The 18,039-nt window shown below is 35.1% G+C and carries 15 protein-coding genes; 9 read left to right on the top strand and 6 right to left on the bottom strand.

The window, feature by feature from the left end; translation table 11 throughout:
* Window positions 1-22: 22 nt before the first annotated feature.
* On the top strand, window positions 23-2,335 hold the full coding sequence (locus FN817_RS17965; protein WP_142719141.1) for a hypothetical protein: 2,313 nt from the start codon (window positions 23-25) through the stop codon (window positions 2,333-2,335).
* Between the two features lie 42 nt (window positions 2,336-2,377).
* Window positions 2,378-4,675: a hypothetical protein gene (locus FN817_RS17960; protein WP_142719140.1), complete on the top strand. Its 2,298-nt coding sequence runs from the start codon at window positions 2,378-2,380 to the stop codon at window positions 4,673-4,675.
* A gap of 151 nt (window positions 4,676-4,826) precedes the next feature.
* Here the strand turns inward: FN817_RS17960 and FN817_RS17955 are convergent, their stop codons facing one another.
* The gene (locus FN817_RS17955; protein ID WP_034701927.1) at window positions 4,827-5,162 is read right to left on the bottom strand and encodes a DUF3276 family protein; all 336 of its coding nucleotides are present in this window, start codon (window positions 5,160-5,162) and stop codon (window positions 4,827-4,829) included.
* 99 nt (window positions 5,163-5,261) lie between these two features.
* On the bottom strand, window positions 5,262-6,923 hold the full coding sequence (locus tag FN817_RS17950; protein ID WP_142719139.1) for an ABC transporter ATP-binding protein: 1,662 nt from the start codon (window positions 6,921-6,923) through the stop codon (window positions 5,262-5,264).
* Window positions 6,924-7,014: 91 nt separating this feature from the next.
* Between FN817_RS17950 and FN817_RS17945 the strand changes: the two genes are divergently transcribed.
* The 5 genes from FN817_RS17945 (at window position 7,015) to FN817_RS17925 (ending at window position 10,847) form a co-directional block, all read left to right on the top strand.
* Complete coding sequence (locus tag FN817_RS17945) at window positions 7,015-7,920, top strand: transcription antitermination protein NusB (protein WP_142719138.1); 906 nt, start codon at window positions 7,015-7,017, stop codon at window positions 7,918-7,920.
* Window position 7,921: 1 nt separating this feature from the next.
* Window positions 7,922-8,428 (top strand): DUF1573 domain-containing protein, encoded by a 507-nt coding sequence (locus FN817_RS17940; protein WP_142719137.1) that lies wholly within the window; start codon window positions 7,922-7,924, stop codon window positions 8,426-8,428.
* Between the two features lie 10 nt (window positions 8,429-8,438).
* Complete coding sequence (yajC, locus tag FN817_RS17935) at window positions 8,439-8,801, top strand: preprotein translocase subunit YajC (protein ID WP_142719136.1); 363 nt, start codon at window positions 8,439-8,441, stop codon at window positions 8,799-8,801.
* 142 nt (window positions 8,802-8,943) lie between these two features.
* Window positions 8,944-9,678: an SDR family NAD(P)-dependent oxidoreductase gene (locus FN817_RS17930; protein WP_142719135.1), complete on the top strand. Its 735-nt coding sequence runs from the start codon at window positions 8,944-8,946 to the stop codon at window positions 9,676-9,678.
* A 323-nt stretch (window positions 9,679-10,001) separates the two neighbouring features.
* Complete coding sequence (locus FN817_RS17925) at window positions 10,002-10,847, top strand: mechanosensitive ion channel family protein (protein ID WP_142719134.1); 846 nt, start codon at window positions 10,002-10,004, stop codon at window positions 10,845-10,847.
* Window positions 10,848-10,902: 55 nt separating this feature from the next.
* Here FN817_RS17925 and ligD read toward each other — a convergent pair whose 3' ends face one another.
* The 3 genes from ligD to ku form a co-directional block, all read right to left on the bottom strand.
* Window positions 10,903-12,774: a DNA ligase D gene (gene ligD, locus FN817_RS17920; RefSeq protein WP_142719133.1), complete on the bottom strand. Its 1,872-nt coding sequence runs from the start codon at window positions 12,772-12,774 to the stop codon at window positions 10,903-10,905.
* A 71-nt stretch (window positions 12,775-12,845) separates the two neighbouring features.
* Complete coding sequence (locus FN817_RS17915; RefSeq protein WP_142719132.1) at window positions 12,846-13,451, bottom strand: DNA polymerase ligase N-terminal domain-containing protein; 606 nt, start codon at window positions 13,449-13,451, stop codon at window positions 12,846-12,848.
* Entirely contained in the window at window positions 13,451-14,236 is a 786-nt protein-coding gene (gene ku / locus FN817_RS17910) for a non-homologous end joining protein Ku (RefSeq protein ID WP_047425099.1), read from the bottom strand. The genes FN817_RS17915 and ku overlap by 1 nt, the downstream gene beginning before the upstream one ends.
* Window positions 14,237-14,380: 144 nt before the next feature.
* On the opposite strand from ku, the gene FN817_RS17905 reads away from it, so the two are divergent.
* Window positions 14,381-14,950, top strand: coding sequence for a Crp/Fnr family transcriptional regulator (locus FN817_RS17905; RefSeq protein ID WP_142719131.1), 570 nt, complete (start codon window positions 14,381-14,383; stop codon window positions 14,948-14,950).
* Between the two features lie 195 nt (window positions 14,951-15,145).
* Complete coding sequence (locus FN817_RS17900; RefSeq protein WP_142719130.1) at window positions 15,146-16,414, top strand: adenylosuccinate synthase; 1,269 nt, start codon at window positions 15,146-15,148, stop codon at window positions 16,412-16,414.
* 69 nt (window positions 16,415-16,483) lie between these two features.
* Here FN817_RS17900 and FN817_RS17895 read toward each other — a convergent pair whose 3' ends face one another.
* Window positions 16,484-17,815, bottom strand: a complete 1,332-nt coding sequence (locus tag FN817_RS17895) for a M12 family metallopeptidase (protein WP_142719129.1) — start codon at window positions 17,813-17,815, stop codon at window positions 16,484-16,486.
* Window positions 17,816-18,039 lie beyond the last annotated feature (224 nt).

Genomic DNA, 18,039 nt, shown 5'->3' with positions numbered 1-18,039 from the left:
ATTTCAAATCAAAACTCTTAACATGAAAAAAATCTTTACAATCTTTACCCTGCTATTTGTGATAAAATCCTATGCACAATCCTATTATAAAAATCTGTTTGATGAGAAGCATTATGATACATCATTAGGTAATTCAGACAGTCCTGATCAGGCTGAGTTTTCTTGGGGAGTACCTGCACATTTGGAGGCATTAGTACTAATGTATGAAAAAACAAAAGAAAAAAAATATGCTGATGCCTTAATAAGGTGTATTGGAAATACCATTGATAGGAGAGATGACCTTAGAGGTCAGGTGCCGGGCCTAAGTCAGATTTTTGATTATCGTCATGTTTCAGGTGCTGCATGGTCCACTAATCATTATAATGTGAACGCAAATTCTGGAGATCCTTATAGTCATTTTGTCCATAGCGCTAATATAACCTATCCAATGGCTAAGTTCGCGGCTATCGTTAAAAATGATAGTACTATTCAAAATAAATTGTATCAATTAGGTGGTCGTTATAATAATATGACTTTTAAAAATATTGCTGATGATCTTAAACAAAAGGTAAAAGAAACACTTGTCTATCATGAAGATCAATGGAAGGAGGAATCAAGTCCTAATCCGAATGGTAACATAGGTTATTATAAAGAAAGAGACTCTGTTAATGTTAATAGTAACCCTCCAATAAAGTATAAAGGTGTAATTGCTCCTTTTAATATGCAAAGCTCTATGGGAAGAGTTTTGGTACAAATGTATAGAGCAACAAATGACCAGAATTATCTTAAACAGCTTAATAAAATTGCTAATTTCTTAAAATTAAATACCTCTGTTAACAGTAATCTAGGGTCATATACCTGGGAATACTGGAATTATTTTGTTTTACGCGATGATATATCCCACGCAGCCTTAACGGTGAGTTTCCCCTATGAATGCTTTAAATATAATATAAAGAACAACGCCAACGATTCTCTTTATACATCTTTAGATATGGAGAGATATGTTAAAAGTTTTACAAAAGATATTTATCAGGGGCCTCTATCTATACATGATGCGGTGAATTACAACGGGTTGAAATGGAATATTAAATATCATACTATAAATAATCTTCCTCCAGGTAATAATACCAATTATGATGCATATGTTTCCTACATGTGGTTATATCTGTCCTCGGAATATGATAAAAAAATATATCAGATAATTGCGGACTTACAAGCTGCAAAAAATTATTATGATCGTATCAATGTAGAAGGTTCATCTTTGACATTGGCACTTTTAGCATACTATGAAAATTTTATTGTCCCTGTGAATACCTACCATTTATGGGGAGAGGATTCTGATTGGAGGGGGGTAGCAAAGGGTAATTTTGATGGCGATGATGATGATGAATTTGTGAAAATTAGAAACTATGATGGGTTCATGGGTACTCTGGAGCCTTATGGTAAGAGTTTTCGTCCTGTTACAAACAGTATAGCCTATGGTGGCTCTTATAATTGGAAAGGATTAACTGCAGGTGATTTTTTTGGAGATAATAAAAGCGAAATTATTGCATTGAGTAATCATGCTGATTTTAATAAAAATGGCTTTTATATCTTTAAAATTGAAAATAATCAGATCGTTGAGCATTCAAAATTTACAGGTTTTGGAGCAGAGTCAGATTGGGTAGGATTAGCTACTGGAAATTTTATCAGTGGAGGCAAAGACGATTTGATTGCTGTCCGAAATTATAACAAAGAAGTAAGACTATATAAATTTAATAGTACTGACCCTGAATTGATATATTTTAATCAGCTCAATCTGCCTGTAAATTCTAAAATTAAAGCGGTTGCTGTTGGTAATCTTGATGATGACCCAAAAGATGAAATTGTATTGTTGATCGATGCCGAAGATTATATGCAAAATGGTGTATATGCTTATGATATCGATGATAATGGGGTGATGACACTGATTGATAGGTCTATAGGCTTTGGTTCAGCTTCGGATTGGAAAGGATTGGCTGTTGGAAACCTTGATGGTGATGGAGCTGATGAAATTATTGCTCATAGAAACTTTGATGGAGACTATAAAGTTTTTAAGCTGAAGGAATCAAATGGCGTTAAATTTTTAGATAACATTGGTGTTGAAAGTTTTCCTGTATTGCAAACCAAAGATAATGTAATGTGTTTTGGAAACTTTGATTCAGGCTCACAGAATGATGAACTGATTACCCTTAGAAAAGATGGAGGGATTGTAATGTTTTCTGCGGCAAAAGTTGTCAAAAGTCCACCTTCTGCTAATAAACAATCAGATCCATGTAAAAATGAATTGCCGGAAGTGTTGTTCAGCTTTTTGAATCCGGCTTATTCTAATAACTAAAGTTGTCTTAAAATACACTTTAAATAATCACAAAAATAAAATATGAAAAAGTTCTTTACAATCCTTGCCCTGTTATTTGTAATAAAGTCTTATGCTCAATCCTACTACACAGACCTATTTGATAGTAAGGGATATGCTGTAGTACCTCTTAATTCAACCAGTTCAAACCAATTAGAATTTTCATGGATTGTATCTGCTCATATGGAAGCATTAGCATTGATGTATGAAAAAACACATGATGTAAAATACGCTAATGTTTTAATAGGAACTATCGGAAATGTGATTGACAGAAGAGATGATCTTAGAGAGCAGACACCAAGTTTAGGTTTAAGCAATATTTCTGATTATAGGGATAGTATTGGTCCTGCATGGTCAACAGATAATTATAATACAACCCCAGGTGATGGAAAAGCTTATGCTCATGTAGTGCACAGTGCAAACATAACTTATCCTATGGCTAAGTTTGCCGCAATAGTTCAGAAAGACCCTACTCTTCATCATTTAAAATATACTTTGGGGGGGCGTTATAATGATATGACTTTTAAAGCTATTTCTGACGATCTTAAACAAAAAGTAAAAGAAACTATTGATTATCATGCAGGTCAATGGTATACTGAACCTAATTCTAATGCAAATAATATTATAGGTTATTATAAAGATCGAAATGATAATCCGCCAATAGATAACGCTGGTGAAATTTTACCATTTAATATGCAAAGTTCGATGGGAAGAGTATTGGTACAGATGTATCTGGCAACAGATAACCCGGATTATCTTACACAACTTAACCAAATTGCCAATTTTTTAAAGGCAAATACCTCTTTTAATACTAATCTGGGGTCCAATAGCTGGACGTATTGGAAAACAAGTACTTTGCGGGAAGATATTTCTCACGGTGGTTTAACCATATCTTTTCCTCATGAATGCCGTAAATATAATATTTCCAGAGGTGGAACGCTTATTTATACGGATTCTGATATGCAAGCCTATGTTAATACCCTAACGAAAGATATCTATAAATCCCCCTTATATATAAATAATGGAGTGAGTTATCCTAATTCACCCTGGAATCTTAAGTATCCACATCCTGTTGGCGAAGACGTAAGTACCTATACCTGCTTCCAATGGACTTCTTTATCTGAATATGATAAAAAAATATATCAGTTACTTGCTGAAATGCAAACTGCAGAAAATTATTATACACCTTTAACACCTGAAAACTTTCCTTTGGTAGTGGCTTATTTGGCCTATTATGAAAACTTAATTGTGCCTGTCAATACGGAGCATGGATGGGGATCTGGTTCCGATTGGAGAGGTGCTGCAAGTGGTAATTTTGATGGAGATAATGCAAATGAATTTGTTATCATCAGAAATTATGATGGAATGATAGGTACAATGGAACCTTATGGGAAGAAATTTCATTCCGTTACCAATGATAAATATTATAGTGGACAGTACGATTGGAGAGGTGTAGCTGCCGGTGACTTTTTTGGAGATAGCAAAAGTGAGATTATCGCTTTAAGTAATCATTCCGATCCAAATAATAATGGGGCTTATATTTTAAAAATTGAAAACAATAATATTGTTGAACATACAAAATCTATAGGTTGGGATGCGCAATCTGATTGGGTGGGAGCTGCAGCAGGAAACTTTATTACAGGAGGAAAGGATGATTTTATTGCTGTCAAAAATTTAAATAAAGAAGTTCTTGTTTTTAATTTTAATGGGGCGACTCCTCAGTTAGTTCATACTAACGCTCTTAATCTACCGGTGAATTCGAAAATTACGGCAGTTGCTTCAGGTAACCTTGATGGTGTTGGTAAAGATGAGATTGTTCTGCTTGTAGATGCTGAAGATAATATGCAAAATGGTATATATGTTTATAATATAGATGATAATGGGATTATGACAAAAATAGCACAGTCTACAGGTTGGGGTTCGGGTTCAGAATGGAGAGGATTAGCTGTTGGAAATCTTGATGGTAATGGAGCGGATGAGATTCTTGCTCACAGAAATTTCGATGGAGATTATAAAGTTTTTAAATTAAATGGGAATATTTTAGGCACTTTCGGCGCAGAAAGTTTTCCTGTCTTACAAACTGAAGACAATATTATGTGTTTTGGGAATTTTGATTCAAGCTCACAAAATGATGAATTGATTACTCTTAGAAAAGATGGAGGCATAGTTATGTTTTCAGCAGCACAAATTGTTAAAAACCCTCTTCAGTTCAATAAACAATCAGATCCATGTCAGAATGAAGTGCCAGACGTGTTATTCAGTTTTCTGAAATCAGCATCTTATAATAATGAGGAATCAAAAGAAATGGTATCTGTAAGATAGCAAGATCACTTACAATAGATTAAATATTCAATATAATATTAAACGGGCTTTAGCCCGTTTTTTTATATAGCAATAAGTGTTTGTTGAATTTTGATTGTATAGTACAAAAAAAGCATCTTTTTCAGATGCTTGTGTTTTTAGATATTCTTTTTTAAACTTCGTCGTCAGAATCAATTGTGAATGATTTGCTTTTGAAGTCTTTATCATGTTTTTCTGAAATTACATCCTCACCCTTTTCATTAATGATGAAATCTGTGGACTCATTAAACATCTCCTGAAAACTCTTAAAATCTTCCTTATAAAGGTAAATTTTATGCTTCTCGAATGTAGCTTCCCCATTCTCTCCGAAATTTTTCTTACTCTCAGTGATTGTAAGATAATAATCTCCTGCTTTCGTCTCACGCACATCAAAGAAATAAGTTCTTCTCCCTGCTTTTAACACCTTCGTGAAAATCTCATTTTCATGGCGTTCCTTGTATTCACTCATTGTTAGATATTTTTTAATCTTGTTAAGAACAAATATAAAAGAATTCTTTTAATCACAAAATTTTTTTTATGATTTATTTAACAATTGAGAACGAAATGGCTAAGCAGTTACAGAATTGGCAATTTCCGTAAGGTTGATAATCTGATCGGCTTTTTGAGCGCTAGACTCTCTGTGTGTGATGATTATGGAAGTAGCGTTACTTATTTTTTTATCGATATTTTCCAGAATGTTCTGTTCCGTTTCGGTATCTAAAGCAGACAATGAATCATCAAAAATGATGATATTCGGGTCTTTAATTAAGGCTCTTGCAATACAAATTCGCTGCTTTTGCCCTCCCGAAAGCATGACTCCACGTTCACCTACAAGTGTTTTATATTGCTCTTTAAACTCTACAATATTTTTGTGAACATCTGCAATATTTGAATATTCTACGACTTTCTCATGAGAAGGATGATCAATGGCAAAGCCTATATTATTTTCTATAGAATCAGAGAATAAATAGCTTTCCTGAGGAATATATCCAATGAAGTTTCTGTAGTTGCTCAGATTATGATCTTTCAGGTTTTTACCATCAATCAGAATCTCTCCCTCACTCGGATCTATCAATCGGCATAAAAGAAGAGCGATCGTTGATTTTCCGCTTCCGGTTTTACCCATAATGGCCAAAGATTCTCCGGCTTTCACTTTAAAGCTTAGGTTATCTAATGCTTTAATTCCTGTATTAGGATATACATAAGAAACATTCCTGAATTCAATATCTCCTTTGATAGGGTAGTTTTCAAAATTAGTATTAATAATTTCAGATTTCTTATCCATGAATTCATTGATTCTTTGCATGGATGCTTCAGCTCTCTGATTCACAGATGTTACCCAACCAACCATAGAGAAAGGGAAGATAAGGGTATTGATATACATGAAAAAATCCGCAATTTTACCAATACTTAATTCTCCGGCAATATATTTTGTGCCTCCAATCCATATGATAGCCACATTCAGCAACCCTATTACAAAGAGGATAATAGTAAAAAAATAAGCTTCTGTTTTTGCCAGATCCAATGCCTTATTCTGATAATCTGTTACCTTGATTCCGTAGTTTTTTTCAATATACTTTTCTCTTGCGAAGAATTTTACAACGCGGATTCCTGAAAAACTGTCCTGAACAAAAGTTGAGATAGCAGACTGGCTTTTCTGCATAATCTTCGACTTTTTATTAATAATTGAGCTTACCTTATAAATAGCAAAAGACAAGATCGGAAGTGGAAGCAAAGTCCACATCGTCATGGATGCATCCGTTTTTACCATGTAAATTGCCGTGATCACTACCAGAACGATCAGGTTGGCAACATACATCACGCCAGGGCCAAGATACATTCTCACAGCAACAACGTCCTCACTCAATCTGTTCATTAAGTCTCCAATGGTTGTCTGTTTATAATCGGTTAATGATAAATCCTGATAATGTCTGTAGATTTTATTTTTAAGTTCATATTCTATTCTTCTGGAAGCTACAATAATGGTTTGTCTCATCATGAAAGTGAAGAATCCGGTCAGAAGTGAACAGCCTACAATAATTCCAACATAGATCAAAACCTGGTTGTTAAAGCCAAGGTTTCCGTTTTTTGTAAGCTCATCCACAGATTTTCCTACAAACTGTACCTTATATATATTGAAGAAATTACTGGCAATAATAAATAGTACTCCCCAAAACAGCAGTATTTTGTGTTTCCAAAAATAGGGGTTTAAGGTTTTAAGCGCTTTCATATAGTTGTACAAAATTACAAAAATGTCATCACACTACGAATTTCATCAATTTTAAATTTTGTATCTTTGCACCCATAAAAAAGCTCTTTGAATGTTAGGAAGACGACAAATCCGTGAAAAAGTAGTACAGACAGTGTATTCATACTACCAAAATCCTGTAAAGTTTGATGTTTTAGAGAAAAACATGTTTGCTGGTATAGAGAAAATCTATTATCTATACATTTACCAGCTCAATTTTTTGGTGGCTCTTAAAGAATTGGCAGAACACCAGATCGAAATTGGGAAGAACAAATATCTTAAAACTGATTCTGACATTAATCCTAACCAAAAATTCATCAACAACCAGGTATTGCTTAAACTGGAAGAAAACCCTGAAAGATTGTTTTTTACAGGTCAGCACAAGCAGTTGAAATGGGATATGCATGATGATCTATTGGTAAAAACTTTCCAAAGAATTACTGCTGGAAAGCGTTATCAGGATTTCATGAAAGAAGATGGATACTCTTTTGAAGAAGATCAGAAGTTTATCGGAAAATTATTTTTAAGATATATTGCTGAAAATGAAGATTTTCATGATTATCTGGGAGATAAGGAACTTTCATGGTATGATGATATTCACATTGCCAATTCCATGGTACAAAAAACAATTGGTTTCCTGAGAGAAGATGAAGAAAGCAGAACTTTAATTAAAATGATTAAAGATGAAGAGGATAAGACTTTCGCTGCAAAATTGTTGAGAGATACTCTGAACAACTGGGAAAACAATGAAAAGAAACTGGGAGAAAGATTGGAGAACTGGGATCTGGAAAGAGTTTCTTTAATGGATAAAGTAATTTTGTCTACAGCAATTGCAGAATTGGATAATTTTGCTTTCACGCCTTCAAGAGTTATTATTAATGAATATATTGAAATTGCAAAAGTATTTGCTACAGACCGTTCCAATATCTTCATCAATGGTATTTTAGATAAATATTGTAAAGATCAAAATAGAATATAAAATGAAAAAGACGTTATCAATTATCGCCTTGTCTATTATAGGCTTTGGGTTAGTTTCATGTAAAAAAGAAAACAAAGAAACTCAAAGTACTGAAACTGCAACTACTGATTCTGCAGCTGTTGCGGCTCCGGTAACCACAGATTCTGCGGCAGCATCTGTAACTGGTGAAGCAGCTGCTCCGGTTTCTAACGAACCATCGACTTCTGTTGCTTTATCTGAAAACAGCTTCGATTTTGGGAAAATCAAAAAAGGAGATAAAGTAGAGCACGTATATGAAATTACGAATACAGGCAAAAACCCTTTAATTATTTCTGAAGTTAAACCAGGATGCGGATGTACAGCTCCTGATTTTACAAAAGAACCGATTATGCCAGGTAAAAAAGGAAAAGTTACATTGCACTTTGATTCTTCAAGTTTTGACGGAAACGTTCAGAAATATGCAGATGTTTTTGCAAACGTAGAAAAAGCGCCAATCAGATTAACATTCACAGCAAACATTCAACCATAATATTTAAAATATGTTGACACTATTTTTACAGGCAGCAGGTGGATCTTCACCTATGATGCTGATCATGATGGGAGTGATGTTTGTAGGATTTTATTTCCTGATGATCAGACCTCAGATGAGAAAGCAGAAGCAAGAGAAAAACTTTCAGGAAAATCTTAAAGTAGGAACAAGAGTAGTTCTTACCTCAGGTCTTCACGGAAGAATTGCTCAGGTGCAGGATGACGGTTTTGTTATTGAAACTTTATCAGGAAAACTGAAATTCGAAAAAGCAGCCGTTTCCAGAGAAATGACGGAATCTCGTTTTGGAGATAAAGCAAAATCTGTAGATAAGGCGGATGACAAAAAAGAAACAGCAACTGAAGAAAAAAAATAATTCAGTCTGAAAATATTTAGCTGCGGCGGGTGAACGAAGTTCACCCGCCGCAGTCTTTTTATACACTTATCAACCAGAAAATATGAAAATGATTAAGTCATTTTTTTTGTTCATTAGTGTTTAATAAAATTATCTTTGTCCTATGAATCAAAACACAAATAAAACGGTTCTTATTCTGGGAGCGAATTCAGATGTAGCAAAACAATGTATAAAGCAATATGTTGAAAAAGGATTTGCAGTGATTGCTGCTTCCAGAAACACAACATCTTTGGATGACTTTATTCATTCAAATAATCTGGGCTCTTCAAAAGTTTCTGTTTTATATTTTGATGCCGCAAATTTTGATTCGCATCAGAAATTTTATTCTGATCTTCCCATGAAACCTCATATTGTAGTATATGCTGCAGGTTTTTTAGTTAATAATCAAAAAGCATTAACTGATTTTAAAGGTGCCAAGCAAATGATGGAAGTGAATTATATGGGTGGAGTATCTATCCTGAGTATCATTGCAATGGATAAAGGCAACAAAAACCTTGAAAGAATAATTGGTCTTTCTTCACTGTCCGGAGTGAGAGGAAGGAAAAGTAATTTTGTTTACGGAAGTACAAAAGCTGCATTTACTCAGTTTCTGGCCGGGTTGAGACAGGAATTAGCTTCCCGGAAAATTATTGTGAATGCTTTAGTTATTGGCTATATCAGAACGAAAATCAATGAAGGATTAGAATTGAATGAATCCTTGATTATGGAACCTGATTATGTGGCAAAATATATTGTCAATGCCGGAAATTCCTTTACCATTGTTCCGAATTTCAAATGGCAAATTATTTACCATATTCTTAGACTTTTACCGGAAAGTCTGGCTGCAAAACTACCATAAAAATATTCATCAGCAGGCGCTGTTTTATTTATAATTTTAATTTTACAGGAAGTTAATTTTGATAATTACAGTACTTCGGTATCGTTTTTGTAATTCTATGACCCGAAAATTATTTCTTCCTGCAAGATTCAATTTCTGAATGATTATTGAGTAAGGCTGAAACAATCTGTTCAGCTGCCAATCTATTTTAATCTATCATATCATTTACTTTCACTTTTAAAGTGGAAGGAAAATTTCTTTTTAGACAGATGCTATTCAATTCATTTTTAAATCCTGCAGAACGTAATATCTCATTGATATAATTAGTAAACACATAGTATAAAATGGACGATTTAGAATTGAACAAAATTCAACAACACTGGGACACGTTAATTTCTTCAGCAATTTCATGGGCACCGAGAATTTTTACCGCAGTTATTTCTGCATTATTGATTTATCTGATTGGATCATGGATGATAAGAATGATTAAAAAACTGGTTGAGAAAGGTTTCAAAAAACGTAATATGGAAGCTTCTCTGCAGCATTTTCTGCTGAATATTATCAACTGGGGACTTAATATTCTGTTGTTTATTGTTGTTGTAACTCAGCTGGGAGTGCAGACCTCGGCATTTGTTGCCATGATTGGTGCAGCAGGTTTGGCGGTAGGTTTAGCTTTACAAGGCTCTCTGACGAATTTTGCAGGGGGAATTTTAATTTTATTATTAAAGCCTTTTAAAATTGGCGACTTTATTTCTACGAATTCCGGAGTTTCAGGAACCGTGCAGGCAATAGATATTTTCCATACGAAACTGGTTACCCCACAAAACCAATTGATCGTTATTCCTAACGGTGTGGTTTCAAATAACAGTATTACCAATTTTACCCACCTGGGAACAAGAAGAACATCATTGGATATTGGAGTTGCTTATGATGCAGATCTAAAGCAGACCAAAGATATTTTAATGAATGTTATTAAAAATAATCAATACGCTCTTGAAACACCAGCACCGCAAGTTGTAGTGACTGAACTTGGAGAAAGCGCTGTTAATTTATCCATAAGGGTAAGCACTTCTACAGAGAACTTCTGGGCGATGAACGAAGAACTTATTATAGGCTGTAAAGAAGCTCTCGATAAAGCCGGAATCGGAATTCCATTTCCACAGCGGGATATTCATGTTTATAATCAATAATTAGATTTAATTTTTTTAAGAAACTCCTGCATTTACAATGATGTAGGAGTTTTTTTTAATCAATATTTTGTAGCAATTCCAAAGCTTTCATCATATCAATTCCCTTACCCAGAACCGGCTTAAACAAATCTCCTTTCTCTTTGATTCTGTCCAGAGCATTATTAATATTAAAATCCGTAGGTCTCATTCCGGGCTTTAGTTCATCCCAATCCAATGGCATTGAAACTGATGCACCCTGTTTAGGTCTCAGGCTGTAGGCACTTGCTAAAGTTTGTCCCGTCCTGTTTTGAAGATAATCGAGATAGATTTTTTTGTTATCTCTTTTTTGAAGGCTTCGTTCTAAAGTTGTGAGTTTCGGAAGTTTTTCATTGACCTGTTTCATAAGAATATGAGCAAAATCTTTTGCCTGGTCAAAATCATATTTACCACCCATAGGAATATAAATGTGAATTCCGGTACTTCCCGAAGTTTTGCAATATCCTTTTACTTTAATGGCTTCTAAAACTTCATTCACCTGAAGTGCTGTTTCAATCACCTCATCAAATGTATTTTTGGAAGATGGATCCAGATCTAATACCAGGTAATCAGGATGCTCAAGATCAGGTAAAGAACTGTTCCAAGGGTTTAGGTCTATACATCCTAAATTATTCAGGTAAGCTAAAGTTGCTTTGTCATTACAATAAATATAGTCGATGTATTTATCATTGGATTCAGAATATACCTGTGTGGTTTTTATCCAGTCCGGAATATGATCTCCGGCATCTTTCTGATAAAAACCCTGTTCTTCAATTCCATTCGGAAAGCGGTTCAGAGAAAGCGGCCGGTTTTTTAAATGAGGCAGGATGTAAGTCGCTACCGATTGATAGTAATCTATAACGTTTCCCTTAGTAATGCCATCTTTTGGGAAATAGATCTTATCCTGATTTGTAAGTTTTATCAAATGTTTGTCCAATGTGATCTCTTTTTCTTTCTCGGAAACTTCTGTTTTTTTTGACGATGTTTTTGTTTTCATTTCTTTAGGTTTTTCGGTGAAGGATGAATCTTTGATCTCTTTAAGGTCTTTGTCTTCTCTTATTCCTATAAAAACAGGATGTCTGAAGATTCCGTCTCGTGTAATTTCAGAATATTTGATTTCACAGACCAGTTCAGGCTTTGTCCATGTTACCGGCATATTGGTTTTTGGAATAGTCTCGAATGGAGATGCTTTCACAACCAGTTTCTGAAGTTTCTGGTAAAGCTCTTTTAAAGAAGCGTTATTAAAACCTGTCCCTGTGTGTCCGCAGTAAGTAAGCTTTCCATTCAGATATTTTCCTAAAATTAAAGCCCCGAAACTCTTTCTTGAACCTCTCGGTTCTGTGAAGCCACAAATAATAACCTCTTCGGTGTTGGAAAATTTGATTTTAAGCCAGTCATTGGTTCTGTGATTTTCAATATATACACTTTCTGCCCTTTTTGCAATCATCCCTTCCAATTGCATTTTTCTCATCTGTGCAAAAAACTCAATACCTTTTTCCTGAATATGATCACAGTATTTAATACGATCAGTTTCTGTCAGAGCCTCTTTTAAAAGTTCCTTTCGTTGGATAAGGGGAAGCTCTTCGGTAGAATGACCATTCAGCCATAGAAGGTCGAAAACATGATAAACAAGAGCGGCGTCGGGATTATCCCCCATTTGCTGCAAAAACTGAAAATTAGGCTTTCCCTGTTCGTCATACGCTACTACTTCACCATCCAGAATCATATGATGTTTCTGTTTTTCGAACTCCAGCGCTATTTTTTCAAATTTGGATAAAAATGAAATTCCGTTCCGGGAATAGAAGAGAGGGACGTCATGACTTAAGTCGGCAATGGCTCTGTAGCCGTCCCATTTTATTTCAAAAATCCAGTCTTTATCATTGAAGGCTTCTTCGGAAAGCTTGGCCAGCATGGGTTTGATGTAAGACTTTAATTTTTTTTCGTTCGTTAAAGAGTTGAAATTTCTGAAAGTTTTTTCGGAAGTTATGACTTCTTTTTTTCCTTTATTTTTAGACTTTTTTTTTCCTCTAAAAATTTTGTGACCAATGATTTTGACGAGGTGTTTTCTTCAGCATCATATGGGCTTTCTGCAAAATCATCTTTATGTTTGATCAGCAGCCATGAGTTGTCATCCGTATTTTTCATTTTAACCAAAGCAAACTCACCTTTCAGTTTCTTACCGTGTAAAATGAATTTTAAAGATCCTGCATGTAATTCTTTCAGCAGCTCTTTTTCATCAGAAAGTTTAGTGTTTTCTTCCAAAGGCTCATAAGTTCCGCTGTCCCATACTTCCACCTGTCCGGCACCATAATTTCCTTCAGGAATATTTCCTTCAAAATCTTTATAATCATAAGGGTGATCTTCTACCATCATGGCGAGGCGCTTATCTTTTGGATCTAAAGAAGGTCCTTTCGGAACAGCCCAGCTTTTCAGTACACCTTCCATTTCAAGCCGGAAATCATAATGAAGTCTGCTTGCAGCATGCCTTTGAATAACAAAAATAAGTTTGTCTTTGCTTTTCTTCGTTTTTCCTTTTGGTTCGCTGGTTTCATCGAACTTTCTTTTATTATTATAATCTTTGAGAGCCATTATGATGCGGATTTGGATTTAGAAGTATTCAGACTGGCTTTTAGCTGGGCCATGAGGTCAATCACTTTACCTTCTTTTGCAGGCTGTGCTTTTTTAGCTTTTATATTTTTACCTTTTGCTTTCTGCTTAATGATTTTCATCAGTTCATCAGAATAGGTGTCTTTGTACATCGCAGGATCAAATTCCTGGGAAAGCTGTTCAATAAGATTAACCGCCATTTTAAGTTCTGCCGGCTTCGGAGCTTTTTGAGCGGGAATTTTTAGATCTTTATAATCCCTTATTTCCTGATCAAACCTCAAACGGTTGAGCACGAGGATGTCATCTTTATACGGACGGATCATTCCAATAGCTTCTGTTTCACGGAGCACAAACGTCCCTATTCCTACCATACCCGTTTTTTCAAGAGCTTTCAGTAAAAGTCTGTATGCATTTTCCCCATTTTTCTGAGGTTCCAGATAGTAAGGGTTTTCAAAATACATACTGTCTACTTCCACCTCTTTTACAAACTGGTCAATAGAGAGTATTTTTGTCTTTTCGGGGCTTGCCGCTTCGTAATCTTCCTCATCAAGAACGATATATTTGTCGTCCATGAGATAACCTTTGACGATATTTTCCCATTTTACTTCTTTTCCCGTATTTTCATTTACTCTTTTGAACCGGATATTGGAAAAATCAGATTTGTCGAGCATATCGAGATCCAGTTTTGTAGTTTCCGTTGCCGAATAAATTTTAACAGGAATGTTGACTAATCCAAAGCCAATGGCGCCGTTCCAAATTGCTTTCATTGTCTTACGTTTTTAAAAATCAAGCAATTAACATGCCGTTGGAGACTCGTGTGGTACCTTTAACAGGCTTTTTGTCAAATGACAATTGTTTTTAGCCCGGACTTTTATACCTTTATATTTCCGTAATCTGTGGTTACAAAAAATATGGAAGAACTTTTTAATTATATCAAAAAATTCGGGACACTTAATCCTCAGGATGAACTTTTAATTGCTGAAGGAATTCAGGAAATTACTGTGAAGAAAGGAGAACCTTTTATAGAAGCAGGAAAGGTGAGCCAAAGAATTGCTTTTGTGAAAGAAGGGGTCTTCCGGTCTTTGTATTATAATAAACAGGGTGATGATTTTACCAGGTATTTCATCTATGAAGGAAGATTTATCGGAGATTTTCAGGGGTTTACCGATCAGCTGCCTGCTCACGAAGATATTGAAGCTATTACCGATGCTGTATTGCTGGCGATTGATCTTAAACATTTTAAAATACTGGAAGAGAAAATAACAGTGTGGCCGGTTTTATTTGCAAGAATCCATGCTTTTGTTGTGGAAAATAAACTGAAGGTAGCGAGCATCATGCTGAACCAGGATGCAAAATCACGTTATATTCATTTTTTAAATCATTATCCCGGTCTTGCCAACAGGGTTCCGCAATCTATGCTGGCATCTTATCTTGGTGTGACGCCTTCTTCATTGAGCAGGATCAGAAGAAATATAGTCTAGAATTATTAATGATAGATGGTAATTGATTAATGATGAATACTGTGAGTTTTAGAGTAAGAATGTTTTAGAGTTTGTGAATGATCTCTAATCTTAATATCTGACTTTTCATTTCTTTTCAAATCTCTTTTTGCCAAATGACAATGGTCTTTCTCATTGACTGTCATAGCTTTGTCCCATAAAATTTAAAGTACGAATATGGATATTGTATTGGGGTTACAATGGGGAGATGAAGGTAAAGGAAAGTTTATTGATCTGATCAGTGAAAATTACGACATTACAGCTCGTTTTAATGGCGGATCTAATGCTGGACACAGCATTGAAAGAAACGGACGCAGAATAACGCTTAAAATGATTCCTTCGGGAATCTTTATGAACGGAGTGCAGAATGTGATTGGAACGGGAACTGTTCTGGATCCTGTAAGCTTTAAAAAAGAAATTGCAAATCTTCAGACATTTGATACTACTGTTCAGCCGGAAAATAATGTGATCATTTCATCGAAAGCTCACTTTGTACTGCCTACTCATAAGCTTCTCGATGTTTTTATGGAGGAAAGTATGGATTATACAACCATAGGGACAACGAAAAACGGGATTGCACAGGCGTATTCAAATAAAATTTTACGACAGAATGTGAGAGTGGGAGATATGTTTGTTCCTGACTTTAAAAGCAGAGTAGAGCATATTTTAGAAAGAGATTATAAAACACTGACCGCAGGAGGTATGGAACTTCCTTCTCTGGAGGAAATAAGTAACGAGTTTTTTGAAGCTGTAGATTTTCTGAAAAGATTCAGATGTACTGAAACAGAAATATATTTAAACAATGCGCTGGCAGAAGGAAAGAAAATTTTAGCTGAAGGATCTCAGGCTGCAATGCTGGATATTGACCACGGAACCTATCCTTATGTGACCTCTTCTTCAACTACCGCTTCAGGTGCGAGCAGTGGGTTAGGTGTTTCACCGAAAAAGGTCGGTGAGGTATTTGGAATCGCTAAAGCATATTGTACAAGGGTGGGAAACGGAGTATTTCCAACAGAACTATTTGATGAGTTGGGTGAAGTGATCAGAACAAAGGGAAATGAATTTGGTTCCAATACAGGGCGTCCGAGAAGAACAGGCTGGTTAGATTTACCTGCTTTAAAATATGCTGTAATGATCAATGGAGTTACTCAGTTGGTTCTGACTAAAGCAGATGTGTTAAGCGGATTACCATCAGTAGCAGTGTGCACTCATTATGAACTGGAAGATGGAAAAACGGTAGATGTAACAGGTTTACTTCCTGAAAATGGAAAACCTGTACTGAAATGGATGAATGGATGGAATGCTGATTTTTCTACTATGAAAAGTTCTTCAGAATTGCCAAAAGAAGTCATTGAGTTTCTATCATTTCTGGAAACAGAATTAGGCATTCCGGTGGCATATCTTTCGACAGGGCCGGGAAGGGAGCAGATGTTGAAAATGATTTAACAGGAATTATATAAAAACAAAAGAGGTTAGGAAATACATTTCCTAACCTCTTTATTTATGTAAAAAAGTTTAGTTAACTTTTGTAAGGATAAAGCGTTGTTTTATGAAAGGCTGAACCGTTTGATCCGTAGTGCCGATTACAATAGGAGTAAGATTGGTTGTTAAACCATCCTTTACCTCTAATCTCAATGCCGGAGCATTTTTGGGAGCAAATCCAAAACCATTGTTTCCCAGGTTGAATAATAACCATTTCTGAGAATCTGTATTGGAATTGGTTCTTAATTCAACAGCTGTTCCATTCGTTGTTCCGTTACCTTTTACGGTTAATACCTTTGCAGGATCTAATGTAGATTTGATAATATAATATCCATGATCTGATTTGCTGAAAGTAAATCTCTGGTTATTGCCTGTAGAAGCTGAATACAGAATGATACTCGTCCCGTCTGTAGTGGAACTTCCGGAAATATCTACATTTTTGTCATTCGCTAAAGCTGTTCTCATTGTATAAGTTCCGTTGATTGCAGAGGTGGCATTCACAGGTCCATACAAATGATTTATTCCGGCATAATCACCGGCAGATAATCCTGTTCTTTGCTTGGTAAAGGTAGATCCGTCCAGTTTAGTCATTACAGGCTGGCTTGAGTCTATGGCAAAGTCTGTGGATTGATACATCATCACTGATCCGAAATCAAATGCACCATGTCCTGCGTAATCATTATAAAGGTTGAAGTTATGACGGCTGCTTTCCACGGCTTTGTTAACATCTACAATAATATACTGATCTCTGTCCGGACGGCACTGTTCATGCATGATTCCCATTGAGTGCATTATTTCGTGGGCGATAATCGCTGGATAAGTAATATTATAAATTTTAATCCCGTTCACTCTGTTTTTCTGCCATCCAAGTGGTGAGCTGTTGCTTGTTGTATAAGTAAAGGTGATATATTCTGTTTGATTGGTACGTTCAACAAACTGCATGCTGGTTTGGGAAGAAATCATATCAAACGCTTTGTTGATATTGGTAAGGAATGTATTGTAATTCTGAATGCTCAGACTTCCCTGGCTGGGTAATGTATAATAAACTGTTGCATTCGGCCAAGTCTTAATAAAAGAACTTACAATGGTGCTTTTCTCAGCTGTTGACATTTCAGAATTGGCCTGCATCTTTAATTTATCAAACTGCTCAGCACTAATAGTAATATCATCTGCATAAAAATATTCACCATTTACTTCATTCACATACGTGTATTTCCCGTTAATTAATAATTTGTGAATCTTTGCATTGTCCAGTTTCGTGGTTGTAAGATCTATTGAATCTGTTTGTGCATTTTCAATATCCGACCTACATGAATTCAGTGCCAGAACAAGGCATACTGATAAGAATAATAATTTACTTTTCATATTATTTAATATTGGTTTGGTAATCAGGCTAAATATGAACAGCTATATTATTACCCTACGCAAAAGATTATAAAATTAATCAAACCCTGAGTTTTGATTAAGTCTTCATTATAATTCAGCTGTATGTCGTAAATATATTAATAAAATATTATGTTTGTATATAACATAATATAATGTTTGTTTTGTTGTGTTTTTATTTTAAATGTGTATTAATTTCGACAATT

This window comes from Chryseobacterium rhizoplanae (assembly GCF_900182655.1).
Classification (GTDB): domain Bacteria; phylum Bacteroidota; class Bacteroidia; order Flavobacteriales; family Weeksellaceae; genus Chryseobacterium; species Chryseobacterium rhizoplanae.
The sequence above is the reverse complement of the archived record's forward strand: the minus strand, read 5'-3'. Positions and strand labels throughout refer to the sequence as shown.